This is a genomic window from Limnohabitans sp. B9-3, from assembly GCF_002778325.1.
Classification (GTDB): Bacteria; Pseudomonadota; Gammaproteobacteria; order Burkholderiales; family Burkholderiaceae_C; genus Limnohabitans; species Limnohabitans kasalickyi.
Genome location: NZ_NESI01000001.1, coordinates 150,995 through 175,391, shown reverse-complemented (window position 1 = coordinate 175,391; position 24,397 = coordinate 150,995). Strand labels below are relative to the sequence as shown.

Here is a 24,397-nt window from a genome sequence, read left to right as displayed (position 1 = left end):
TTGATTTTAACGGGCGGGGGCGCTTGTGATTTAAGCGTCCAACGCTTGTCGAATGCCCGTCAAAAACGCATGCGCCGCCGCCACTTCTTGGCCTGCTGGCGCGGCTTCGAGCAGCTGGATGATGCGGCTGCCAATCACCACGGCGTCGGCCACGCGGCCCACAGCGGCGGCGGTGGCGGCATCGCGAATGCCAAAGCCTACACCCACGGGAATATGCACATGATGGCGGATGCGCGGCAGCATGGCTTCCACGGCGTCGGTGTCGAGGTTGCCAGCGCCGGTCACGCCTTTGAGCGACACGTAATACACGTAGCCGCTGGCAACGCGTGCCACTTGCTCCATGCGCTTGTCGGTGCTGGTGGGCGCGAGCAAGAAGATCAGGTCCATGCTGTGGGCGCGCAAGGTGGCCGCAAACTCTTCACACTCTTCGGGTGGATAGTCGACGATGAGAACGCCGTCTACGCCAGCGGCAGAAGCATCTTTGACGAACGAATCTTTGCCGTGCTTGAGGTTGTAGCACTCCACGGGGTTGGCGTAGCCCATCAGCACCACGGGGGTGGTGGTGTTGGTTTGGCGGAATTCGCGCACCATGTCCAGCACTTGGGTTGTGCCAACGCCAAAACGCAGCGCGGCTTCGCCTGCTTTTTGAATCACAGCGCCGTCGGCCATTGGATCGCTAAAAGGAACACCCAGTTCGATGATGTCTGCGCCTGCGTCCACCATGCCGTGCATGAGGGCGGGTGTGATGTTGGCTTGCGGGAAGCCGGCCATCACATAGGGAATGAGGGCCTTGCGGCCTTGGGCCTTAAGGGCGGCGAGGGTGGTGTCAATGCGGCTCATGGTGCGGCTCACTTCACAAATTTCACGGTCTGTTCGGCAGGGCCACCTTTGACCGTTTGGCCTTGGCAGCTGGGGCGGCAGAAGAAGTCAGCATTGCTCAGGTCGGCCACGGTGCCAATGTCTTTGTCGCCACGGCCAGACAGGTTGATCAAGATCGACTGCTCGGGCTTCATGGTCTTGGCCAGCTTCATCGCGTAGGCCACGGCATGGCTGGATTCGAGTGCGGGGATGAGTCCCTCGGTGCGGCACAGATAGTGGAAAGCGTCCAGTGCTTCTGTGTCGGTGATGCCCACGTACTCGGCGCGGCCAATGTCTTTGAGAAACGCGTGCTCGGGGCCCACGCCAGGGTAGTCGAGGCCAGCGCTCACGCTGTGCGTCTCGGTGATTTGGCCGTTCTCGTCTTGCAAGATGTAGGTGCGGTTGCCGTGCAAAACGCCAGGCGCGCCCAGCTGCAATGAGCACGAGTGGCGGTCGGTGTCCATGCCTTCGCCCGCGGCTTCCACGCCAATGAGGCGTGTGTTGGCGTGGTTGATGTAGGGGTAGAAGATGCCCATGGCATTGCTGCCACCGCCCACGCAGGCCAGCACGGCGTCGGGTTGTTGTTCTGCCATCTGCAGGCTTTTGAACATCTCAGGCATTTGCACAAGACACTCTTCGCCAATCACGCTTTGGAAATCGCGCACCATCATCGGGTAGGGGTGAGGCCCCGCCACAGTGCCAATGATGTAGAAGGTGTTGTCCACGTTGGCCACCCAGTCACGCATGGCTTCGTTCAGCGCGTCTTTGAGGGTGCGGCTGCCGCTCTCCACGGGCACCACAGTCGCGCCCAAGAGCTTCATGCGGTACACGTTGGGGCTTTGACGCTTCACGTCTTCTGCGCCCATGTAGACCACGCACTCCAGGCCGTAGCGCGCGCAGATGGTGGCCGTGGCCACGCCGTGTTGGCCTGCGCCTGTTTCGGCAATCACGCGGGGCTTGCCCATGCGCTTGGCCAGCATGGCTTGGCCGATGGTGTTGTTGATTTTGTGTGCGCCGGTGTGGTTCAAATCTTCACGTTTGAAGAAGATTTGCGCGCCACCCATTTCGCGGCTCATGCGGGCCGCGTGGTAAATGGGCGAAGGGCGGCCCACAAAGTGCGCCAACTCATTTTTGAACTCGGCAATGAAAGCGGGGTCGTATTGGTATTTGGCGTACGCGTCTTTGAGCTCTTCAATCGCGTGAGTCAGCGTTTCGCTGATGAAGCTGCCGCCGTAAATGCCAAAGTGGCCTTTGGCATCGGGTTGTTGGTAGTTCGACATAGGGTGCCTACAAAATATGTCTGGTGCTAACTGCTGTCATCGCAGTCAGCCCAAGAGCTTCAAACAAAAAGGGGAGTGTGTTTAGAGCGGGTGCTCTGCGTCTGCTGCGCGAACGGCTCTGACGAATTCGTGAATCTTGGCCGCATCTTTGATGCCTTTGGCCGATTCAACGCCAGAGCTCACGTCGACCGCAAGCGACAAGCCACGGTCACGCAGCGCGCGAATGCCATCGGTCACGTTGGCAGCGTTGAGTCCACCAGACAAGACGAGGTGAGCGTTGACGTTTTGAGGAAGCTGTGACCAATTGAATGTTTTGCCGCCGCCGCCGTAACCGTCGACATGGGCGTCGAGCAGCACCGCTTGGGCGTCTAAGTAATCTTGCGCGTATTTTACGAGGTCAAACGCGGGCTCGCCTGGCACGGGTTCTAAGGGTATGCGCGCAGCACGGAGCCAGCAGCGGCCCAAACTTTGGGCGATTTGGCGACATTCGTGGGGCGTTTCGTCGCCATGAAACTGCAACCAGGCCCCCGGCACTTGGGCGCAGGCACGGGCGATGGCTTCGGGTGTTTCGTTCACAAACAGCAGCACCGGCGTGACGAATGCGGGCAGCAGACGGGCCAACTCGCCAGCGCGTTCAGCGGTGACGGCACGGGCGCTTTTGGCGTAGATCACAAAGCCAATGGCGTCGACACCAGCGGCTACGGCCTCGGCGACGTCTTGCTCACGGGTGAGGCCACAGATTTTGATGCGGGTGCGGTTCATGGCAGCGAATCATACGCAGCCGTGCGCTCCGGCAAGCCCCAATGGTCTTCGTAGCGAGGGCCTAAGAAGTACAGACCGTCGGGGCTGAAAGTGGGGGCGGCGGCATCGCGGTCGCGGGCGGCCAGTACTTCGGCCATCCACTCGGGCGGTTTATCACCGGTGCCAATCTTGACAAAGCAGCCCATGAGGTTGCGAATCATGTGGTGCAAAAACGCGCTGGCTTCGAACTCAAAGCGCCAATAGGCGGTGTTGGGCGAGGTGCTTTTGCGGCTGATCGCGATGTGCGTCATGGTTTTGACGGGCGTCAGCGCTTGGCAGCTCGAGGCGCGGAATGAGGTGAAGTCGTGTTCGCCCATCAAATACTGCGCGGCTTGTTGCATGGCTTGCAGGTCAAGCGGGCGATAGATCCAGCCCACGCGGCCCACTTCAACGCTGGGACGCACGGCAGATTCGAGCAGCACATAGGCATAACGCCTAGAAATGGCGCTGCCTCGGCAGTGGAATTCACGGGGCACTTCGCGGGCCCATTGCACCGCGATGTCCAAGGGCAGGTAACGGTTGGTGCCGCGCAACCATGACTGATCTGTGCGCTCGAGGTCGGTGTCAAAGTGAACCACCTGCATGAGGCCGTGCACGCCAGAGTCAGTTCGGCCCGCGCACAGGGTTTGAACGCGCGTTTGGGTGAATTTTTGGAGGGCGGCTTCCAGACGGTCTTGCACCGTCTTGCCAGACAACTGGCTCTGCCACCCTTCGTAGGCTTGGCCGTTGTAGCTCAAGCCCATGGCCAAGCGCATGGTTTACGCTCTGTCAGCCAGCCACTGCTTGGCTTTGGCTTGGGTGGCGCCGTTGGACTCTTGCATCACCTCTTCCATCAGCGCACGGCTGGTGTGGTGTTGGCCCAGTTTCCACAGCTCTTCGGCCAAGTCCATGCGGACTTGGAAAGGGTCGGCTTCGCTGGCCAGATCGAGGTCCAGCGAAACGCTGGGCATGGTCATGGTGGGGCGGACGGCAGGTTGTGCGGGCGTGGAGGCAACTGGGGCCTCCGCTGTTTCGGCGTTGGCTTGCGCTTCAGGCTCGGCGGCTGCCACGGCGTCTTCGTGGGAAGGGTCTTGTCGGTGGTTGGGGTCGTTGTCGAACTTGGGCAAGTCCAAGTCGAAATTCACATTCAGCGGCTTGATCGCTTCGGGTGCATCGTCTTTGGTGCTTCGGCGACCACGGCTTAGCCACAGACCAATGATGGCCATGATGGACACCAAACCGCCTGCTCCCAGCGGGGCCAAGGGGTGTGACATCCAAGCTTTGAGGGTGTCCTCGTCAGCGTCTTGCGCTGGTTCGGGCACAACCACATTGGCCGAAACGGCAGCGGTGTCGGAGGCGCTGGAAGCGGTGACTGCAGCCACCAACTTGCTGAGATCAGCCATGTTTTGGCTGATTTCCGAGGCTCGGGACGCCACGTCCTGCACTTCAAGTTGTTTGGCAACTTTTTCTTCTGGCGCGTCTTTGCCCGGCTTGGTCAGCGTGAGCTTGTCTTCGGTGCTGTCAGCCTTGGGGCTGACTTGGGCATCCAATTTACCCTCTGAAGTCCGCGAGGCTTTGGGCGTTTCTCCACCGACCTGGGTGGCTGCCAAGCGGGCGCGATATTCGCGGAAATCTTCGGCTTGAATTTGAATGGCTTTGCGTGCTTCTTCGCGTGACACGCTGGTGGCCTCTTGCGCCGAGGGCAAGGTGAGCAAAGCACCTGTTTTAAGGCGGTTCACATTGGACTCAACGAAGGCCGTGGGGTTGCCGCGCAGCATGGCAAGCAGCATTTGATCGAGAGACGCACCGGGTGCCAAGTTCTCTTTGGCAATCTGACCTGCGGTGTCACCTTGCTGAACACCCACGCGTTGATCCTCTTTCGTCACGGCTGCTGCCACAGGCATGGGGGCCTGCGGTGCTCTGGCGCTTGGCTTTTCTGCGGTGTTCTGCAGATCAGCAGGCATGAGCAGAGGCAGTGCTGGTTTGGCGCTGTTGGCACGCCCGTCCTCTAGAGACAAACTCACATCACGCAACGAGCGGCCCGTGGCCCATTGCAAGACCAGCAGCAGGTCAATGAAATTCGAGTTGACCGCTTGGGGGCTGGTGATTTTGAGGTAAGGGCGTCCGTCAGGGCGGCGTTGCAATTGAACGACCACATCCATCGGGTTGCCACCACTTCGCGGTAATTCCATGCGCGCAGCACGGTAGGCCTCGGGGGTGGCGAGTCCTGCTTGCAATTCAACTTCTTCGCTGGGGATGAGATCAATGATGTCAATTTCAGCCCGCAAGGCTTCACCTTGCTTGGACTGAACCAGAGGGCGACTCAAGGTCAATGCTTGCGCATTACCAACCAAACTGAGTGCCAAGGCGGCACACAGCGTGGAGCGTTTGAACCATGAAGAATGAATGTAAGCTTGACTGTTCATATTTGCTATATTAACTCTTTTTGTTAACTTTCTAGCAAGATTCGCAACATTCTGCGTAGTGGTTCGGCAGCGCCCCACAAGAGCTGGTCACCCACGGTGAAGGCGCCCAAGTAGTCGTTACCCATCGCCATTTTGTGCAAACGGCCCACGGGAACGGTCAAAGTACCGGTCACGGCGGCAGGTGTGAGGTCACGTTCGCTGATCTCGCGCACGTTGGGCACCACTTTGACCCAGTCGTTCGCGCTGGCCAAGATGCTTTCGATCTCGTCCATCGGCACATCTTTTTTCAGCTTGATGGTCAAGCCTTGTGAGTGGCAGCGCATGGCGCCAATGCGCACGCACAAACCGTCGATGGGGATAGAGCCCGCCGTGCGGAACGCTGGGTTGCCCAAGATCTTGTTGCACTCAGCGCCGCCCTTCCACTCTTCTTTGCTTTGGCCGTGCTCCACGGGCACGTCGATCCAAGGGATCAAGCTGCCAGCCAACGCGGTGTTGCGGAAGTTTTTGGTGGGGAACTCGGCGCTGCGCATGGTGGCCGACACTTTGCGATCGATGTCCAAGATGGCAGAAGAAGGGTTGGCCAAGTCGTCTTTGACGGCATCGTGCAAAGCGCCCATTTGGCTCAGCAACTCGCGCATGTTTTGTGCACCCGCGCCCGAAGCCGCTTGGTACGTCATGGCGCTGACCCACTCGACCATGTTGTGTTGGAACAAACCGCCCAAGCCCATGAGCATCAAGCTCACGGTGCAGTTGCCGCCGATCCAGTTTTTACCGCCTTGGCCCAGCGCGCTGTCGATGACGTTGCGGTTGACAGGGTCCAAGATGATCACGGCGTCGTCAGCCATGCGCAGGCTAGACGCTGCGTCAATCCAGTGGCCGTTCCAGCCTGCAGCGCGCAGCTTGGGGTACACCTCTTTGGTGTAGTCGCCGCCTTGGCAAGTGAGCACGATGTCGCACTTTTTCAGGGCTTCAATGTCGTTGGCATCTTTGAGCGTGGTTTCGTTCTTGGCTTGCGCGGGGGCTTTGCCGCCTGCATTCGACGTGGAGAAAAACACGGGTTCGATCAGATCGAAATCTTTTTCTTGAACCATACGATCGATCAATACCGAACCGACCATGCCGCGCCAACCGACTAAACCTACTAACTTGCTCATTTTTCAACGCCTTTACAAATGTAGAAAACAGTCCCAGACCAGGCTGTTTGCCCGGCTCGTCTGGCCGGGGGGCGCACGACGAACCGGAGCTGTTCAGCCCTTAATGGTCGTGGTTTTGAGGGTGATCATGCGCGCACTAGCCGCCAGCGATGCTGGGCATGTGAAGTTCATAGAGAACGAGCGGGCATGAAACATGGCGATGATTGTAGTAGATGGGAACTTTACCGCCATGAAATCCGTACGCACAAAAAAAGGGGAAGACAAAGCCTTGTCTTCCCCTTTTTAAAAGGCGCCTATCAAATCACCGGCAGTGGCAATGCCCGCAGACGCTTGCCCGTGAGGGTGGCCAGCGCATTGGAGATGGCCGGTGCAACGGGAGGTAAACCCACCTCGCCCACGCCACCTGGGTGGTTGTCGGTCGGCATGACCTTGACCCACACTTCGGGCGTTTCGTGGGCACGCAGCACGGTGTAGCGATTCAAGTTGGTTTGCACGGGCTCGCCAGCTCTGAAATCCATGCGTTCATGCAGTGCGGCCGACAAACCAAAGATGATCGATCCCTCCATTTGCGCCTGCACATTGCGTGGTTGCAAGGCGTGGCCGCAATCGACAGCCGTCCAAACCTTGTGTACGAGGGGGCGTCCATCCACCAGGGACACTTGCACGACCATGCCGCAATAGGTGTTCCAGGCGTCCGAAAAGGCCAGGCCTAGGGCGTGGCCCTTGGGCAACTTGGCCTTGCCCCACTGCGCCATGTCGCCGACCGCTTTCAAAACCGCTTGACCGCGCGGATTTTTTCCTAGCATGTCAATGCGGTAGGCCAAGGGGTCTGCACCCACGCCGCGCGCCACTTCGTCAATCAAGGACTCGATGGCAAACTTGGTGTAACCCGGACCCACGGCGCGCCAAAAGCCCGCTTGAATGCCACGCTCTTCGATCATGAACTGCACGTTGTGATCGGCAATGTCATAGGTGATTTCGGCACCTTCTAAAACTGGGGAATCTTTGCCGCCGGAGGCCTTGAAAAGAGGGGGCGCAACCCTTGCGTAAATACCTTCAGACACCACGCGGTGAAGCAAGCCGACCATCTTGCCATTGGCGTCCACGCCAGCCACCAAATGTTGGCTCGTCATCGGGCGGTATTTGTCATGGGTCATGTCGTCTTCGCGGGTCCAGATCACCTGAATGGGCGTGCCTGGCATGGCCTTGGCTACCAAGGCAGCATCGGCCGCGTAGTCCGCTTCGACCCGGCGTCCAAAACCACCCCCCATCAAGGTGATGTTGACCTTGATGTTTTCTGGCTTGAAGCCTGCGGCCCCAGACACAGCCCCGATCACAAAAGAGGCCGATTGGGAAGGCACCCACACCTCGATCGTGTCACCTTCGGCGCGAGCCGTGCAGTTCATAGGCTCGAGGCAAATGTGGCTCACAATTTCTGTGGTGAACGTGGCCGAAAAAGTTTTGGCTGCACCTGCCAGCTTCTGGCCCACATCGCCGTGTTTGAGGAAGTCGACGCCCTTGTCATTCAAGTCTTGGGCACGCTTGGTGTACTCCACACGCATTTGGTCTGAGTACTGCACCCGCGCTTTGGACTTTTGGCTCCAGACCACTTTGAGTTTGTCGCGGGCATTTTTGGCCGTGAAGAACGAGTCAGCCACCACCGCCACGCCATAAGGCAAGCGCAGCACATTTTTGACGCCAGGGATGGCGCGTGCCGCAGCATCGTCCACGCTGTCGGGCGTCTCGCCTTGCACGGGGGCGCGAAGGACCGAGGCCCACAGCATGCCCGGCAAGCGCTGGTCCATGCCGTACTGCGCCTGGCCACTCGATTTAGCAGGCACATCCACACGCGGAATGTCTTTGCCAATCAGACGGAATTGGCTCATGGGTTTGAGCATGGACTTGTCCACTTTGGGCAACTCGGCTGGCGCTTGCGCCACACGCGCCACTTCGGCATACGTCATGGCACGGCCACTGGTGTGGATGACGCGGCTGGCCTCGGTGCGCAACTCGGACGCAGGCACGCCCATGCTTTGGGCAGCGGCTTGCACGATCACCAAACGCGCCTGGGCGCCCGCCAAGCGCAGCGGCTCGTAATACCCTTGCACCGTGCGCGAAGCGCCCGTGGTCATGCCGCCGCCAAAGCGGGGGTTACCATACAGCTTGGGGTTGCTGGGGGCTTGCACCACAGTCACTTGAGCCCAATCCAAATCCATTTCTTCGGCCAGCAGCATGGGCATGGCGGTCATGGTGCCTTGGCCCATTTCGGCGCCTGGCGACATCAGGGTGACTTTGCCATCGGCAGCAATGTTGATCCAGCTGTTGGGGGCAAAGTTGGCGTTGGTGGCTGATTGGCTTTGCGCCAAGGCCAATTCGGTTTGAGTCAAGCCAAACGACAGGCCCAAAGCCATGCCGCCCGAGCTCAGCACAAAAGACCGACGAGACAGGGTGTGGTGCGCGCTCATGCCTGGCCTCCTTTGAGTGCTTTTTGGGCGGTGGACACCGCGGCAGCAATTTGGTTGTAAGTGCCGCAGCGGCAAATGTTGCCGCTCATGGCTTGCAAAATTTCGGTACGGCTGAGGTTCTTCTTGGCCACGCTGACCACCTTGGCGGCGGTCATGAGTTGCCCAGACTGGCAGTAACCGCATTGGGGCGCTTGCTCTTTGACCCAAGCTGCCTGTAGCACCTGACCCGTGCGGGTTTTCATGAGTCCCTCCACGGTGGTGACGTTTTGTCCTGCCACCGCCGAGACGGGCAGTGAACACGAGCGCACAGGCTCGCCGTTCAGGTGCACCGTGCAAGCGCCGCACTGCGCCACACCGCAACCGAACTTGGTGCCCGTGAGGTTGAGTTTTTCACGAATGGCCCACAACAGTGGGGTTTCGGGGGTGGTGTCGACAGACACCGCCTCGCCGTTGACTTTGAAGCTAACCATGGTTTTTTTGTCTCCTGTGTTTTAACTGCCAATGGGGTGGAAACCCCCTTAAAAAATCACGCGAGTGAATGTTAGATCACAGATAAGTGGGGGTGCAATCCCTGTTTACGCCACCACAAAAATACCAGCTTCCCTGCCGCCAACACCCCGATCAAAGCCAACGCAGACTGCATGGCCCAAGGGCCTTGCAGGGGGCTCATGACGCCCACCCACATCAGCAAAACGGGCCCTAACAAAAGTGCCAAAACGCGTGTCATCCAAGGCGCAAGCCTTTGCTGTGGGGCAACCGCTGCGCGCTGGCGGCTGCAATGCACCGCCCATGCCAGTGAAGGCAAGAGCATCACCAACATGGCGTGAACTGGGCTGTCGCCCAGCAGCATCAGCGCGCCTAAAACCAGCAAAGACAAGCTGGCATAAACCTGAAGCGATGGGACTGCTTGGGATGGTGTGGCACTCCGCATCAACAAAGCCGTCAGAGTAGGCAAGCCCGACATCAGGGCCAAGTGCGCCCCCACCATGTGTTCATTGCGCCACCCCAGGCTTGCGCACCATGCATTGCCCAGCCACAAGGTGCCCATCATCAAGCCCATGGCCGATGGCGCCAGTAGGGTCTGCATGCTGGCACGCGGTCCGCGACAGGCGAGTATTTGGCTTGCGGTAGATCGGTCATGCGCATACAAAACGCCCGCACACACCGATAACAAGGCCATGACGCCCTCATGCGCGAAGGGTGCCCCATCAGGCCATTGCCAGCAGCAAGCCACCAGTGCCGCGGCCAAGACAGGATGCCAAGCCACAGGGCCAAGCTTGAACGTGCTGACTTGACTGCGCGTTTCGATCAAGGCGCTCCACAGCCCCCAAACCCCCGCCAAACCCAGCAGCAAGCCGTGGGCCGCAGACAGACCTGTTGCGCGTTCCAGTGCCCCGACACCGCCCATCGTCAACACGCCTAAAAGCCCAATGACCCATGGCGAACATTTCAAGGTCCAAGCACTGCCTCTGCACAACAAACGCACGGACCACCAGATGGCCACTGCCACCACCCCACTGGCCCAGGACCAACCCAAGTGCATGCCCCGCTCACCCAACCACAGCCAGCCGAGCAACAGCACCAGCCAATGCGCCACTTCCCGGGCGTGGGTCAGAGCCCTTTGGGTTGGACGCCCAAGCACTTGGGTGTCAGACATGGGCATACCCATGCAATTGGTCAGACCCGCCGCTGGCGTGGACACTCACGTTGAACGACACGATCACCCGGTCGGCGCTGCCGTGGTAGGGCATGGCTTGGTGCGCCAGCCACGAGGGAAACACCACCAGCTGGCCCGGCACCGGTTCGATGTCGAGGTGGGCGTTTTGCAAATAGGCGTTGCCAAAATCCATGGCTGCGCCGCCCAGCCGGTTGAAGTGGGGGCCATAAAAGCGTGTCACGCCGTTGGCTGCGCCCAGCACCGGGTGCGTGGTGCGTTGCTCAGGCGGGTCGACCTGCAGGCAATACACCCCCGACCACGAACAGTTGCCATGGGTGTGCACATCGTGGTGGCTGCCCTGGCTGGAAATTTGAAACCAGATGCCGCGCATCGCAATTTGAAAGCCCGGCTTGGCTTCGCGCCAAGCGCCCTGGTTGGCCAGCACCACGGTTTGGCGCACGCTGTCAACGATGAAGCGCACCAGCTGCTCCCATTCCGACAAACGGATGCGTTGCAGCAGGTCGTCCCGGCTGGCATAGAACGGTTTGGGCTCGCCCGCATGGGTTGCGTTATTGGGGTCGGTGGCCCGCATGGTTTGGAACACCCGCACCAACACATCATTCATCGCGTCGGCTTGCGCCAAGCGGTGCACGCCGATGGGCGTGTGCCAAAGGGTGTGGAGCGGGTCAGGTTGCAACATCTTCAGTTGATTCAGCTCAAACGGTCACGGCCAAATGGGCAGGCCACTTGAGTTGATGGCCTGTGCGCGCGGCCAATGCTGCGATGTCCTCCAAGGTGTCCACATCGGTGCGGTAGCGGCTGTTGGTGCTCACCCAGGCGTGCACCTGGTCTGGGTGGGCAGCTTGCCATTGGCGGCAGCCCACGTTCGCCTCACCTGCCAAAATTTGGTCGCGCACTTCGGTGCTGAACATCACCGGGTTACCGGGCAGGCCATCGACCGTGGGCTGCACCACTTGCGCGCCTTCGGGCCGCTTTTTGTAGGCCCCGATCAGGTCATTGATGTCTTGCGAATTGATCAGCGGCTGATCGGCCAAGGCCACCAGCGCGGCATCGAGTTTGGGCGACAGGGCTTGCAGCCCCAAACGCAAGGAAGAAATCTGTCCCGCATCGGGGTTAGGGTTGTGCACCAGCGTGACCGGAAATTCTTTCACCGCCTCTTCGATGAGCTCGGCGTAATGGCCCAGCACCACCACCACCTCGTCCACACCGGCGCCCGACAGCGCAATGAGTTGGCGTCGGATCAGGGGCACACCGCCCAGCTCCAGCAGACTTTTGGGGCGATGGCCCATGCGCGAGCCTGAACCCGCGGCCAACAACACCGCCCCCACCGCCACGCGGCTGTACAAGCCGCCACCACCTTTGAGAATGCAACCCATGATTAGCCTCCGCAGCAAGAAGATTTGGCTGGGACAGCCACGGGAGCTGCAGTCGCCAATGCGGCCGCTGGCTCGACGTTCATCAACGGGGCTATGTTGGTCGCTGATGCAGCTACTGAGGGCGCGCTAGCGGCTTTTTTTGCACCGCCACAGCAGCTGCTGGCTACCGGGGCTGTTGCCACAGAAGCCTGCACCGAATCGGCGGGTTTTGCCAGAGCGGCTGCAGTGGCTGAGACAGCCACTGCAGCTTGAGGTTCACGCCCGCGTCGCGCTGCGACCACCGAGGTCAATACCGACAAGGCAATTTCTTCAGGCGTCTGCGCCCCAATGAACTCGCCCGCAGGAGCCACGATCCGGGCCACGGCAGAGGGGTCTTCACCACTGGTGACCAAGCTGCTGAGCAGAACGCTGGCTTTCTTGGCGCTAGAGACAAACCACAAACCTTGCGGTTGCAACGCCAATGCGGCTTTGAGGCCCTGCAGGTCGCGGCGGCCTTGGGTGGCCACCACCACAAACGGGGTCGAAGACAGCTGGGTACTCACGGCGCTCACCTCGTCGCTGGCTAGCACCGTGTCGGCATCCGGAAAGTCAGCGGACACAGCACCTTGCGCCACCACGGCCACACGCAAGCCCACACGAGGCGCCAGAGCCACCAAGGCCCGCGCCACGGGCGAGTCGCCGACGACGGTCAACGTGGCCGAGGGCATGACCGGGTCGATGAACAATTCCAGCGTGCCGCCCGAATGGCAGGCCATGCCGAATTCAAGCACGTCGCCCAAGTCGCGCTCAGCGCTTTCATCTGACGGGGAGATGCGAATTTTGCGCGGCTGGCCGTCCAGCAAAGCGCGGCGCACGGTTTTGATGACCGCGGGTTGGGCGCAACCGCCACCAATCCAGCCGTGAATCTGACCGTCGGCGGTGACCACCGCTTTGTCGCCTGCTTTGCCAGATGTGGGGGCCTGGGCGCTGAGCACCGTGACCAGCGCAAAGGGCTGGTCGGCGCTTTGCAGGCGGGCAGCCTGGGTGATCCATTCGTTGCGGTTCATGGCGCTTTCCTTCAATGTTTTGTACGTTGTTCGGTTTTCAATGGACATTTCAATTTAAACATTCAATGCAACACATGTCGGGCTGCGGCCAAATCGGCCAAGCTGGCCAACGGCACAAAGCGCTCGATGCGACTGCGCGCGCGCTGCAAGGCCCCCGCTGCGGGCACTTGGCGCGTAGGGTGAAACCAAGTGATGCGGGCTCCGCGTGCGCGCACTTCCTGCAAAGCGGCATCCAGCAGCTCCGGCCCATCGGTGTCAAAGCCGTCCGAAAACACCCACACGCGTGCGCCCCTGTTGAGCTGGGCGCGGGCATGCTGGCGGCAAAACTCTTGCAAGCTGGCGGCGATGCGGGTGCCGCCACCAAAGCCCGCCGTCACGGCGTTGACTTTTTCTTGAATGGCGGGGGTGTCACGGTGCATGTAGGGCGTGACTTCGGCCAAGCGGGTGTGGAATACAAACACCCGGGCATCGGCCTCCAAAGCAAAAGCGCGGGCCACGCGCAAAAACAGCGCGGCGTGCGATTCCATCGAGCGGCTCACATCGGCCAGGATGAACAGGCGCGGTGGCTCCACGCGTTTGACTTTCCAGGCAGGTTGCATCAGCTCGCCGCCCCAGGCCACGCTGCGGCGCAAGGTCTGGCGCAAAGCCAGCCGTGGCCCACGCGGGGCCACGCGCCAGCGGCGGGTGGGGCGCGCTTGCAGTTGGTCGGTGATCTGGCGGGCCAGCTGTTGCAGCGCGCTGAGTTCTTGCGGCATCCACATCTGGCCATCGCGCTGGTGCAGGGCTTCGGTGCGGCTGGCACCACCTTGAGCGCGGGGCGTGCCGTTGTCTTGTTCGTCCAGCTTGCTCGATGCGGAGTCGCCCGCAGTTTGGGGCGCGGCCTGCTGGCCACTGGGTTGGGTGTTCGGTTGTTGCGCAGCGTCCATCTGATCGTGCAGGGCTTGCACGCTTTGGCGCAGGTTGCGGCTGGGGCGGGTCTGGCCACTGACCTTGACACCGCCGCGCAATTTTTCGGGGTGCCAAAAGCGCTCGTACACATCGGACCACAGCTGCCATTCGCGCTGGCTGTGGCAAGCGATGGCGCGCCAAGCGGCTTGCAAAGGGCGCTCGTGCACAGGGCCAAAGTACAGCATGGCTTGCAGCATGGCTTGCTGCTCGGTCACACCCACCGTGAGGCCGTGGTCGCGCAAGACGGCTGCAAAACTGGCCAAGCGCTCAGACGGCGCGGTGGCGGGCGAAGTACTCATGCCGCCACTTTGGCTTGTTCGTTGGCATTTTCGGCCACGCCCACGGTGCGTCGGCCTTCGACCAGCTGGCGCAGGCGGTCGGGGCCCATCACAAAGCGGTCTTCGCGGGTCTTGAGCAAGCAGCCCAACGTGCCCAGCACGGCAGACATGTCTTCGGGCAAATGGGTGTGACGCATCTGAAAGAGGGCCTTCACCCAGTCCAGGGTCTCGGCAATGCCGGGGATCTTGGCCAGGTCTTCGCGGCGCAGGCGCTGCACGAACTGCACGGCCTCTTCGACCAGCCGGGTGTCGGCCTCCGGCAAGGCGGTTTTGACGATGGCGATCTCTCGCGCCAGCGTCGGGTAATCGAGGTAGTGGTACAGGCAGCGGCGGCGCAATGCGTCTGACAACTCACGCGTGCCGTTGCTGGTCAAAATCACCTGCGGGATGTGCGTAGCGCGGATCGTGCCGATCTCGGGCACAGTGATCTGGTACTCGGCCAGCACTTCGAGCAAGAAGGCTTCAAAGGCTTCGTCAGCGCGGTCGATCTCGTCGATCAAGAGCACGCAAGGGCCTGACTGGCTGATGGCGCGCAGCAAAGGGCGCTCGAGCAAATACTCGCGGCTGAACACATCGGATTCGCGCACACGACCAGTGCCGTCATGACTGCCACCGTTGTGACTGCCGCTATTTTGGGCCGCTTCGCTCATGCGGATCGCCATCAACTGGCGGCCGTAATTCCACTCGTAAGCGGCTTGCGCCAGGTCCAGCCCTTCAAAGCATTGCAGGCGAACAAGGGTGGCGTTTTGTGATTGGGCCAAGGCGGTGGCCAAGGCGGTTTTGCCCACGCCCGCGTCGCCTTCAAGCAACAAGGGGCGTTGCAAAGCCGACGCCAGCCACACGGTGGTGGCCAGGTCGGCATCGGCCAGATAGCCCGCACGTTGCAGCCGCTCGCGCAGCAAGCGCTCCTCAGCTGCGGGTTGTCCGGGTTGGTCTGGCGTCGTCATGCTCAGGCCTTCTTGCCCAGCAAACCACCGAACCAGCTCTTGACCAGAGCCCAGAAGATGGCCAAGCCGTTGATTTCGCGGGCCACCACGGGTGCCTTGGGCGCAGCGGCAGGTGCTGCAGCATCGCCACCCGAGGCAGTAGCTGTAGCAGCCGTCGAAGCCACAGGCGAACCCTCAGCCGCAGGCAAGGTCAGCGCGGTCTGGCGGAAGTTCTCGACAAACTGCGCCAGCAGCATGTCGGACACCTGCACCATCATGCGACCGCCGAACTGCGCGAACTTGCCGTTCACAATCACCGCTGCTTGGCCGTTCAGCACGCAGTGCGCTGGGTTGGTTGGGTCGGCGGTGATGATCGCGGTCAGGTCCATCGAGGCGGAAGAACCACCCTTGTCGGCACCCTTGCCGCGCAAGACCATCTTGCGCTCAGACGCCACGGCTTCGATCACGTCCACGGTGCCGCCGAACTGCGCGACAGCCGGGCCGACCTTGACCTTGACGCCGCCCTTGAACGAAGTCTCGGACAACTGCTCGGTGATTTCGGCACCGGGCATGCAGTTGGCTGTCGCCTTCAGGTCGGTGAGCAAGGCCCACGCTCGTGCGGCATCCACGTCGAGCGGGTATTGTTTGTCGAGTTTGACTTCCATTTTCTTTCCTAATTACAAAGCGGCGCCGTGCTCGCGCAGTGCTTTCCAGGTGCGGAAAGCGTTGTGCGGCATGTCCAGGTGCGTGACACCCAGGTGAGAGAAGGCATCGACCACGGCCGAGGTGAAGGTGGGGATCGAGCCGACGTGGGGCGACTCGGCCACGCCCTTGGCACCCAGGGGGTGGTGGGGCGAAGGCGTCACGGTGTGGTCGGTTTCCCAATGCGGGGTTTCCACGAAAGTGGGCAAGAAGTAGTCCATCAGCGTGTTGCCCAGCAGGTTGCCCTGTGCATCGAACGGCATTTGCTGGCCCATGGCCACGGCAAAACCTTCGGTCAGACCGCCGTGGATTTGACCGTCGATGATCATCGGGTTGATGCGGGTGCCGCAGTCGTCCAGCGCATAGAAGCGGCGGATCTTGGTCTCACCGGTCGCACGGTCGATGTCCACCACGCACAGGTAGATGCCGAAGGGGAACGTGAAGTTTGGTGGGTCGTAGTAGTGCACGGCTTCCAGGCCTGGCTCCAAGCCATCTGGTGGCTGGTGGTAGGCCTGCCATGCCACGTCGGCCATGGTCTTGAACTTGCTGTCGTCGCCCTTGACCTTGAAGCGGTCCACTTCCCAGTCGAGGTCGTTTTCGTTGACTTCGAGCATGTGGGCGGCGATCTTGCGGGCTTTCGCGTGGATCTTGCGGGCAGCCAAGGCAATGGCGGCACCGGCCACGGGGGTGGAGCGCGAGCCGTAAGTGCCCAAGCCGTAAGGCGCAGTCGATGTGTCGCCTTCTTCGACCTGAATCACTTCAGACGGAATACCCAGCTCGGTGGCGATGATCTGTGCGTAGGTGGTCTGGTGGCCCTGACCTTGCGTGATCGTGCCCATGCGGGCGATGGCGCTGCCGGTGGGGTGGATGCGGATTTCGCACGAGTCGAACATGCCCACACCCAAGATGTCGCACATCTTGGAAGGACCGGCACCGACGACTTCGGTGAAGGTGACCAGGCCAATGCCCATCAGCGTGGGGCTGTTGGGGTCAGCGCGTTTGGCCGCTTGCTCGGCGCGCAGGCCTTTGTAGTCCACGGCTTCGAGCACTTTGTCGAGTGCGGTTTGGTAGTCGCCCGAGTCGTATTCAAAACCGAAGGCGCTGGTATAGGGGAACTGCTCTTTCTTGACGAAGTTCTTGGCGCGAATTTCAGCCTTGTCCATGCCCAGCTTTTGCGCCAGCACGTCGACCATGCGCTCAATCAGGTACACGGCTTCGGTCACACGGAAGGAGCAGCGGTACGCCACGCCACCGGGGGCCTTGTTGGTGTAAACACCTTTCACACTCGCGTGTGCGGCCGGGATGTCGTAACTGCCAGACACGATGTGGAACATGCCCGCAGGGAACTTGGTCGGGTCGGCGCAGGCGTCAAACGCGCCGTGGTCGGCCACCACGTTCACGCGCAGGCCGGTGATCTTGCCGTCGGCGGTGGCGGCCAATTCGCCGTCCATGTGGTAGTCACGGGCGAAGGCGGTGGACGAGATGTTTTCGATGCGGTCTTCCACCCACTTGACGGGGCGACCCAACACGATGGAGGCCACGATGGCGCAGACATAACCGGGGTAAATGCCGACCTTGTTGCCAAAGCCGCCACCAATGTCGGGGCTGACGATGCGCACTTTGGATTCGGGGATGCCCGAAAGCATGGACACCACGGTGCGCACCACGTGGGGCGCTTGGCTGGTGATGAAAGTGGTCAGATCTCCTTTGATCGGGTCAAAGCTGGCCACGCAGCCGCAGGTCTCCAGCGGGCAAGGGTGCACGCGGGGGTAGTACATGTGCTGTGACACGGTCACTTCGGCCTTGTCAAAAGCGGCATCGGCGGCCGACTTGTCACCGGCATCCCACGTAAAGATGTGGTTGTGGTGGTCACGCTTGCCGTGGGCACCTTCGGTCTTGCCAGCCAGATCGTCACGGATGACAGGCGCGCCAGGTTGCAAGGCAGCATAGGGGTCGAGCACCACGGGTAGCTCTTCGTATTCGACTTCCACGGCTTCCACCGCGTCGGCGGCGATGTAGCGGTCGTCGGCGATGACGATGGCCACTTCTTGCATCTGGAAGTGAACTTTTTCGTCGGCCAGCACAGCGGCCACGTCACCCGCGAGGGTGGGCATCCAGTGCAGTTTGAGGGGTTTCAAATCGTCGGCGGTCAGCACGGCGTGCACGCCGGGGATGGCGAGCGCGGCTTCTTTGTTGATCTTGACGATGCGGCCGTGGGCGATGGGGCTGCGCACGATGTCCATGTGCAGCATGCCGGGCATCTTGATGTCATCGACGTAGTTGCCCTTGCCCTGGATAAAGCGGGCGTCTTCTTTGCGCAGGCGCGAAGCGCCCATGCCAGCCAGCGCGAGTTCGCGGGCTTCAGCGGAAAGTACCGGTGCGTTCATGTGTGTCTCCGATCAAATGGTTTTTCGCATCAAGCCGCAACGGGCTCTTGCAGTTTTTTGGCGGCGTACTGGATGGCTTTGACGATGTTTTGGTAGCCCGTGCAGCGGCACAGGTTGCCGGCCATGCCGTGGCGGATTTCGTCTTCGCTGGGGTTGGGGTTCTCTTGCAAGAAGCGGTAGGCGCGCATCAGCATGCCAGGCGTGCAAAAACCGCACTGCAAGCCATGCTCTTTGTAAAAGCCTTCTTGCACGGCGTGCAACACGCCCTTGTTGGCCAAACCTTCGACCGTGAGCACTTCAGAGCCGTCGCACTGAACAGCCAGGTGTGTGCAGGACTTGACCGATTGACCATCCACGTCGACGGTGCAAGCGCCGCAATGGCTGGTTTCGCAGCCGATGTGGGCGCCTGTGAGGTTGAGTTCTTCGCGCAAGTAGTGGATCAACAAGGTGCGCGGCTCAACGGCTTTTTCTTCCTTTTTGCCGTTGACGGAAATCGAGACGAGTTTTTTGGACATGGTTGTGTTTCCTTGATTTAGGCGCAAAGCGACCAGGCTTTGTTCAAAGCGCGTTTGACCATTTCACCGGCCATGGCGGTTTTGTATTCGATGTCGCCACGCAGGTCTTCTGCGGGGTCGCAGATGGCGATGGCGGCTGCCACTGCAGCTTGCACGTTGGCAGCGTTGAAGGGTTTGTTCAACAAAGCGGCTTCGGCTGCTTCAGCATGAAGCGCCGTGGGGGCCACGTTGGTCAGGGCAATACGCACATGGCTGACTTGGTCGCCCGTCTTGCGGATCACCACGGCGCAACCGGCGGTCGCCCAGTCACCGGTTTTGCGCTTGAGTTTTTCGTAGGCGTAACCGGTACCCGCTACAAAAGCGGGCACGCGGATTTCGCACATGACTTCGTTCTCTTCGAGGAGCGTCATGTAAGTGCCCAAGAAAAAGCCATCAGCCGCCACGGTGCGGCGGCCGTTCGGGCCTTCGAGCACAAACGAGGCGTCGATGGCAATGGACAGTGCAGGGTGGTCATTGCCGGGGTCGCCGTGGGCGATGTCGCCGCCAATCGTGCCGCGGTTGCGCACTTGGGGGTCGGCGATCAGCTTGGCGGCTTCGCACAGCAAAGGCACTTTGGCTTGCAGGATGGGCGAGCTGATCAGCTCGTTTTCAACCGTCATCGCACCGATCACGACGGTGTTGCCGTCTTCACGGATCCCCTTGAGTTCGGGAATACGGTTGATGTCAATCAAGTGCTCGGGCTGGGCAAAGCGCAGCTTCATCATCGGCAGCAAACTGTGGCCGCCTGCCAGCAATTTGGCATCGGAGCCCAATTGGCCGAGCAAGGCAACAGCCTCAGCCACAGTTTTGGGCGCGTGGTAATCGAAACGCGGTGGAATCATCAAGGTCTCCTCTGTTTGTCTAGAACAAACGGGATTATTGACTCAGTTCATTGACCCACTGTCCCTGCAGGTTATGGACTGATCTGCGGTTGATGCGTTGATTTTTCGCACGAAATGCTATTTTTAATGCACGAAACGAAAAATTTTACAAAATTGCTTTTTGCAATTAGGGAAATCCCGAGTTAAAAAATGCACTAGGACTTACCCTTGGTATTGGGCTTAAAACGCCAAACAGGGGTCAAGCCAAGCCCAAGGCCTGGCGTAAACGCGCAACTTCGCCGCGCGACACGGGCACGGGTTGGGTGTTCTTGCCATTCAAAACAATCTGTGTTTTGCTGCCTTCACGCGTCAAGGTCTTTACCGATTGCAAGTTGACGATGAAGCAACGGTGCACCCGCATGAATTGTTCAGGGTCGAGGCGCAAGGCCAGATCGCTGATGCTCAAATTGCAAAAGTGGTAGCCCTCGCGTGTGAGCACGCGGGTGTAGTGCGCTTGAGACTCGAGACAAAGCACATCTTGGATGTCGACAAACGACACCTGCTGGTTGGTCACGGTAGGGATGCGCGACAAGCGCATGTTCTTGGCAGGTGTGTCGGAGGGTTTTGGCGCTTGACCGACCACTTGGGTGACGTCATAAAACACCAGCGCAAAACCGGTGGTTTCCCCCGTGGCGTTGCCGAGTCGGCTGACCTTGATCAGTAAAACCTGCTCGGGAATGTTGATGATCATCGTCATCGGCACCGCATTGGCCATGGGGCAACCCGATGCCTCATCCAACAAAAACTTGACTTTCGGTTTGGAGCGCTCAGGGTGAAACGAGGTCACCAATTTGCCAAATGGTTGTTTTTCATCCACGGGCAAGACGCGACGTGCATAGTCATTCATGGCCAGCACGTTGCGATCCGCATCAAGGTGAATCACCCCAGCTTCAAATTTTTCAAAGACGTACAAGCCGGGGTTGTTTGCGGTCTTGGTATCCATGGTTGTCTCCTGATACTCTGCCAAGTGAGCCGCTGTGGCATCTCTTTGGATGCCTGTGTGACGGGTGCTGAAACGCGACGGAGTTAGATCAGCCCAATGCCTTCACCACGGCATCGCCCATCTGCGACGTACCCACTTTGGTGGTGCCTTCGCTGTAGATGTCGGGGGTACGCAGACCTTGGGCCAACACGGCTTTCACAGCGGTTTCGATGCGATCAGCCGCTGCCGCTTGGTTCAAGCTAAAGCGCAGCATCATGGCGGCGCTGAGGATGGTGGCCAAGGGGTTGGCCACGCCTTTGCCCGCGATGTCGGGGGCGCTGCCGTGGCTGGGTTCGTACAAGCCTTGGTTTTTGCTGTTCAACGAGGCTGAGGGCAGCATGCCAATAGAGCCCGTCAACATGGAGGCTTCGTCGCTCAAGATGTCGCCAAACATATTGCCAGTCACCACCACGTCAAAGCGCTTGGGCTCTTTCACCAGCTGCATGGCGGCGTTGTCGACGTACATGTGGTCAAGGGCGATGTCTGGGTATTCTTTGCCGACTTCAGTGACCACGTCTTTCCAGAACTGGAAGGTTTCCAGCACGTTGGCTTTATCCACGCTGGTCACGCGACCCTCTTTGCCTGCTGCTTTGCGCTTGCGGGCGGCTTGGAAGGCGACGTGGGCAATGCGCTCGATCTCGGGCTTGCTGTAGCGCATGGTGTCAAACGCTTCTTCCGCACCTGGGAAATGGCCATCCGTTGCGATGCGTCTGCCACGCGGTTGACCAAAGTAAATGTCACCGGTCAACTCGCGGATGATCAAAATGTCCAAGCCAGAAATCAGCTCAGGCTTCAAGCTCGATGCGCCCACCAACTGCTCGTAGCAAATGGCAGGGCGGAAGTTGGCGAACAGGCCCATGTTTTTGCGCAAACCCAAAATGGCTTGCTCGGGACGCAGCGGGCGGTCGAGGGTGTCGTATTTCCAGTCGCCCACGGCGCCGAACAACACGGCGTCAGAGGCCATGGCCAGCTTCAAGGTGGCTTCGGGCAAGGGGTGCCCGTGCGCGTCAAACGCTGCACCGCCGACCAAGGCGGTTTCCATCTCAAACTTCAAGTCGAGAACATTCAAGACTTTGACGGCTTCTGCGACGATTTCGGTACCGATGCCATCACCGGGGAGAACTGCGATTTTCATGTGTGCTTTCTTTAAATCTGGAACGTGCGTTACATCGTGTGCGCCAACCAAGGCTTGGTGGCCAAGCGCTCAGCTTCAAAGGCTTTGATCTTGTCGGACTGACGCAGGGTCAGGCCAATGTCGTCAAAGCCGTTGAGCAAGCAGTATTTGCGGAAAGCTTGCACGTCGAATGGAATGGTCTCACCTTGGGGGCGAACGATGACTTGGTTCTCAAGGTCAATCGTTAACTCATAGCCGGGGAAGGCGTGGGTCTCGTTGAACAACAGGTCAACCGCGGCTTCGGGCAACACGATGGGCAGCAAGCCGTTTTTGAAGCAGTTGTTAAAGAAGATGTCGGCAAAGCTGGGGGCAATCACGGCGCGAAAACCGTATTGGTCAATCGCCCAAGGTGCGTGTTCGCGTGACGAGCCGCAACCAAAGTTTTTGCGGGCTAGCAGCACAGACGCGCCTTTGTAGCGGGGCTGGTTCAGCACAAAGTCTGGGTTGGGCTTGCGGCTGGCGGGGTCTTGGCCGGGTTCGCCGTGGTCCAAGTAGCGCCACTCGTCAAACAAGTTGGGGCCAAAGCCCGTCTTGCGGATGGACTTCAAAAACTGCTTAGGGATGATGGCGTCGGTGTCGACGTTCTCGCGGTCCATGGGGGCCACGATGCCTTTGTGGAGGGTAAATTTCTGCATATCTTTTTCCTTCCCTTAGGCGAACTTGCGCACGTCCACAAAGTGACCGTGAATGGCGGCCGCAGCCGCCATAGCGGGGCTGACCAAATGGGTGCGGCCACCGTTGCCTTGACGGCCTTCGAAGTTGCGGTTGCTGGTGGAGGCGCAGCGCTCGCCTGGCTCTAAGCGGTCGGCGTTCATGGCCAAACACATGGAGCAGCCTGGCTCGCGCCACTCAAAACCAGCGGCTTTGAAAATCTCGTGCAGGCCTTCAGCTTCGGCTTGTGCTTTGACCAAGCCAGAGCCGGGCACCACCATGGCCAGTTTGATGTTTTTGGCCACTTTTTGGCCGAGCTTTTTCACCACAGCAGCCGCTTCGCGCATGTCTTCGATGCGGCTGTTGGTGCACGAACCGATGAACACTTTGTCGACAAACAAGTCGTTCAGGGCCTTGCCGGGTTGCAAGTCCATGTACGTCAATGCGCGCTCAATGGCGCTGCGCTTGTTGGCGTCTTTTTCTTTGTCGGGGTCGGGCACGATGCCGTTGATGTCCAGCACCATTTCGGGGGACGTGCCCCAAGTGACGTGCGGCAAGATGTCTTCGGCTCTGAGCTCGACCACCGCGTCAAACTTGGCGTCGGCGTCTGAGTGCAAGGTTTTCCAATACGCCACGGCTTGGTCCCATTCGACGCCTGTTGGCGAGAGGGGACGGCCTTTGACGTACTCGATGGTTTTGTCGTCCACCGCCACCAAGCCAGCGCGTGCGCCGCCTTCGATGGCCATGTTGCAGACCGTCATGCGGCCTTCCATGCTCAAGCTACGTATCGCTGAACCTGCAAATTCGATGGTGTAGCCCGTACCGCCCGCCGTGCCGATTTTGCCGATGATGGCCAGCACCACATCTTTGCCGGTCACGCCTTTGGCCAGCGTGCCTTCGACTTTGATGAGCATGTTCTTGGCTTTTTTGGCCAACAGGGTTTGTGTGGCCATGACGTGCTCGACCTCGGAGGTGCCGATGCCGTGGGCCAAAGCTGCAAACGCGCCGTGGGTGGAGGTGTGGCTGTCGCCGCACACCACGGTCATGCCGGGTAAGGTAGCACCGTTTTCAGGGCCAATCACATGGATGATGCCTTGGCGCTTGGACATGAACGGGAAGAACGCGGCAGAGCCGAACTCGGCCATGTTGGCGTCCAGCGTGGTGATTTGTTCTTTGCTGATGGGGTCGGTGATGCCGTCATAGCCCAGCTCCCAGCCGGTGGTGGGCGTGTTGTGATCGGCAGTGGCCACGATCGAACTGACACGCCAGACCTTGCGGCCCGCTTGGCGAATGCCCTCAAACGCTTGTGGGCTGGTGACTTCGTGCACCAAATGGCGGTCGATGTAGAGGATGGAGGTGCCATCTTCTTCGGTGTGGACGACGTGCTCGTCCCAAATCTTGTCGTAAAGCGTGCGTCCCATGGGTCTTCCTTATATGGAGACGCCCATTTTATGCGGAGCGCCCAGCCTTTGACCTTGTGCCCTGTAACGCAGGTTTTAGAGCGTTTGGGTGTGGGTCAACTCGTCGCCAATTTGAGGGGCTTGCAGTCTGCGCAAAAAAACAAGTTGGCTCCTAAAAACCGTTTGAAGGAGCCCGTGTTACGCATTTTGTGTTGGCCACACTTCATACAGCTCATGGTTTCTCCGGTCCGGCCCATGCCTTGGAAAGGCGATCCGTTCTCTTTGTTGGTGTAGCGCAACCCATTGCTGGCGATTTTTGTTTTGTCGTGGCGGTAGTTGGTCATGGGCTAAAGCTCAAAAAAATAGGCATCAAAAAAAAGCCGCAAGATGC

Annotated in this window: 23 protein-coding genes; all 23 read right to left on the bottom strand. The window is 59.9% G+C overall.

Features of this window, described 5'->3' with window-relative positions; genetic code table 11:
• Nucleotides 1-30: 30 nt before the first annotated feature.
• The gene (gene trpA / locus B9Z42_RS00845) at nt 31-840 is read right to left on the bottom strand and encodes a tryptophan synthase subunit alpha (RefSeq protein WP_100131793.1); all 810 of its coding nucleotides are present in this window, start codon (nt 838-840) and stop codon (nt 31-33) included.
• 8 nt (nt 841-848) lie between these two features.
• Nucleotides 849-2,138, bottom strand: a complete 1,290-nt coding sequence (gene trpB / locus B9Z42_RS00840) for a tryptophan synthase subunit beta (protein ID WP_100131448.1) — start codon at nt 2,136-2,138, stop codon at nt 849-851.
• A gap of 81 nt (nt 2,139-2,219) precedes the next feature.
• Nucleotides 2,220-2,900, bottom strand: a complete 681-nt coding sequence (locus tag B9Z42_RS00835; RefSeq protein WP_100131447.1) for a phosphoribosylanthranilate isomerase — start codon at nt 2,898-2,900, stop codon at nt 2,220-2,222.
• Nucleotides 2,897-3,694, bottom strand: coding sequence for a tRNA pseudouridine(38-40) synthase TruA (gene truA, locus B9Z42_RS00830; RefSeq protein ID WP_100131446.1), 798 nt, complete (start codon nt 3,692-3,694; stop codon nt 2,897-2,899). Before truA ends, B9Z42_RS00835 begins: the two co-directional genes overlap by 4 nt.
• Nucleotides 3,695-3,697: 3 nt before the next feature.
• Nucleotides 3,698-5,344, bottom strand: a complete 1,647-nt coding sequence (locus tag B9Z42_RS00825) for a FimV family protein (protein WP_100131445.1) — start codon at nt 5,342-5,344, stop codon at nt 3,698-3,700.
• 23 nt (nt 5,345-5,367) lie between these two features.
• A complete protein-coding gene (asd, locus tag B9Z42_RS00820; protein WP_100131444.1) occupies nt 5,368-6,498 on the bottom strand; it encodes an aspartate-semialdehyde dehydrogenase in 1,131 nt (376 codons plus the stop codon).
• A 296-nt stretch (nt 6,499-6,794) separates the two neighbouring features.
• On the bottom strand, nt 6,795-8,963 hold the full coding sequence (locus tag B9Z42_RS00815; RefSeq protein WP_100131443.1) for a xanthine dehydrogenase family protein molybdopterin-binding subunit: 2,169 nt from the start codon (nt 8,961-8,963) through the stop codon (nt 6,795-6,797).
• Entirely contained in the window at nt 8,960-9,433 is a 474-nt protein-coding gene (locus B9Z42_RS00810) for a (2Fe-2S)-binding protein (RefSeq protein WP_100131442.1), read from the bottom strand. Before B9Z42_RS00810 ends, B9Z42_RS00815 begins: the two co-directional genes overlap by 4 nt.
• 71 nt (nt 9,434-9,504) lie before the next feature.
• A complete protein-coding gene (locus B9Z42_RS00805) occupies nt 9,505-10,620 on the bottom strand; it encodes a hypothetical protein (RefSeq protein ID WP_143474012.1) in 1,116 nt (371 codons plus the stop codon).
• The gene (locus B9Z42_RS00800; RefSeq protein ID WP_100131440.1) at nt 10,613-11,320 is read right to left on the bottom strand and encodes a TIGR02466 family protein; all 708 of its coding nucleotides are present in this window, start codon (nt 11,318-11,320) and stop codon (nt 10,613-10,615) included. Before B9Z42_RS00800 ends, B9Z42_RS00805 begins: the two co-directional genes overlap by 8 nt.
• 16 nt (nt 11,321-11,336) lie before the next feature.
• The gene (locus tag B9Z42_RS00795) at nt 11,337-12,017 is read right to left on the bottom strand and encodes an NTP transferase domain-containing protein (RefSeq protein ID WP_100131439.1); all 681 of its coding nucleotides are present in this window, start codon (nt 12,015-12,017) and stop codon (nt 11,337-11,339) included.
• A 2-nt stretch (nt 12,018-12,019) separates the two neighbouring features.
• A complete protein-coding gene (locus B9Z42_RS00790; RefSeq protein ID WP_158235881.1) occupies nt 12,020-13,063 on the bottom strand; it encodes an XdhC family protein in 1,044 nt (347 codons plus the stop codon).
• Nucleotides 13,064-13,125: 62 nt separating this feature from the next.
• Complete coding sequence (locus B9Z42_RS00785) at nt 13,126-14,310, bottom strand: VWA domain-containing protein (RefSeq protein ID WP_100131437.1); 1,185 nt, start codon at nt 14,308-14,310, stop codon at nt 13,126-13,128.
• Nucleotides 14,307-15,296, bottom strand: a complete 990-nt coding sequence (locus tag B9Z42_RS00780; protein ID WP_233203473.1) for a MoxR family ATPase — start codon at nt 15,294-15,296, stop codon at nt 14,307-14,309. Before B9Z42_RS00780 ends, B9Z42_RS00785 begins: the two co-directional genes overlap by 4 nt.
• Before the next feature lie 2 nt (nt 15,297-15,298).
• The gene (locus B9Z42_RS00775; RefSeq protein ID WP_100131436.1) at nt 15,299-15,940 is read right to left on the bottom strand and encodes a CoxG family protein; all 642 of its coding nucleotides are present in this window, start codon (nt 15,938-15,940) and stop codon (nt 15,299-15,301) included.
• Nucleotides 15,941-15,952: 12 nt separating this feature from the next.
• Nucleotides 15,953-18,364 (bottom strand): aerobic carbon-monoxide dehydrogenase large subunit, encoded by a 2,412-nt coding sequence (locus B9Z42_RS00770; protein WP_100131435.1) that lies wholly within the window; start codon nt 18,362-18,364, stop codon nt 15,953-15,955.
• Nucleotides 18,365-18,393: 29 nt separating this feature from the next.
• Nucleotides 18,394-18,879: a (2Fe-2S)-binding protein gene (locus B9Z42_RS00765; protein ID WP_100131434.1), complete on the bottom strand. Its 486-nt coding sequence runs from the start codon at nt 18,877-18,879 to the stop codon at nt 18,394-18,396.
• A gap of 17 nt (nt 18,880-18,896) precedes the next feature.
• Nucleotides 18,897-19,760 carry a xanthine dehydrogenase family protein subunit M gene (locus B9Z42_RS00760; protein WP_100131433.1) on the bottom strand — a complete coding sequence of 288 codons (864 nt, stop codon included), beginning with the start codon at nt 19,758-19,760 and terminating at the stop codon, nt 18,897-18,899.
• 238 nt (nt 19,761-19,998) lie between these two features.
• A complete protein-coding gene (locus tag B9Z42_RS00755) occupies nt 19,999-20,742 on the bottom strand; it encodes a LytTR family transcriptional regulator (protein ID WP_100131432.1) in 744 nt (247 codons plus the stop codon).
• 88 nt (nt 20,743-20,830) lie between these two features.
• The gene (gene leuB, locus B9Z42_RS00750) at nt 20,831-21,916 is read right to left on the bottom strand and encodes a 3-isopropylmalate dehydrogenase (protein WP_100131431.1); all 1,086 of its coding nucleotides are present in this window, start codon (nt 21,914-21,916) and stop codon (nt 20,831-20,833) included.
• A 29-nt stretch (nt 21,917-21,945) separates the two neighbouring features.
• Nucleotides 21,946-22,590, bottom strand: coding sequence for a 3-isopropylmalate dehydratase small subunit (gene leuD, locus B9Z42_RS00745; protein WP_100131430.1), 645 nt, complete (start codon nt 22,588-22,590; stop codon nt 21,946-21,948).
• A gap of 15 nt (nt 22,591-22,605) precedes the next feature.
• Nucleotides 22,606-24,027, bottom strand: a complete 1,422-nt coding sequence (gene leuC / locus B9Z42_RS00740; protein WP_100131429.1) for a 3-isopropylmalate dehydratase large subunit — start codon at nt 24,025-24,027, stop codon at nt 22,606-22,608.
• Nucleotides 24,028-24,122: 95 nt separating this feature from the next.
• Nucleotides 24,123-24,350, bottom strand: coding sequence for a hypothetical protein (locus B9Z42_RS16250; protein ID WP_100131428.1), 228 nt, complete (start codon nt 24,348-24,350; stop codon nt 24,123-24,125).
• Nucleotides 24,351-24,397 lie beyond the last annotated feature (47 nt).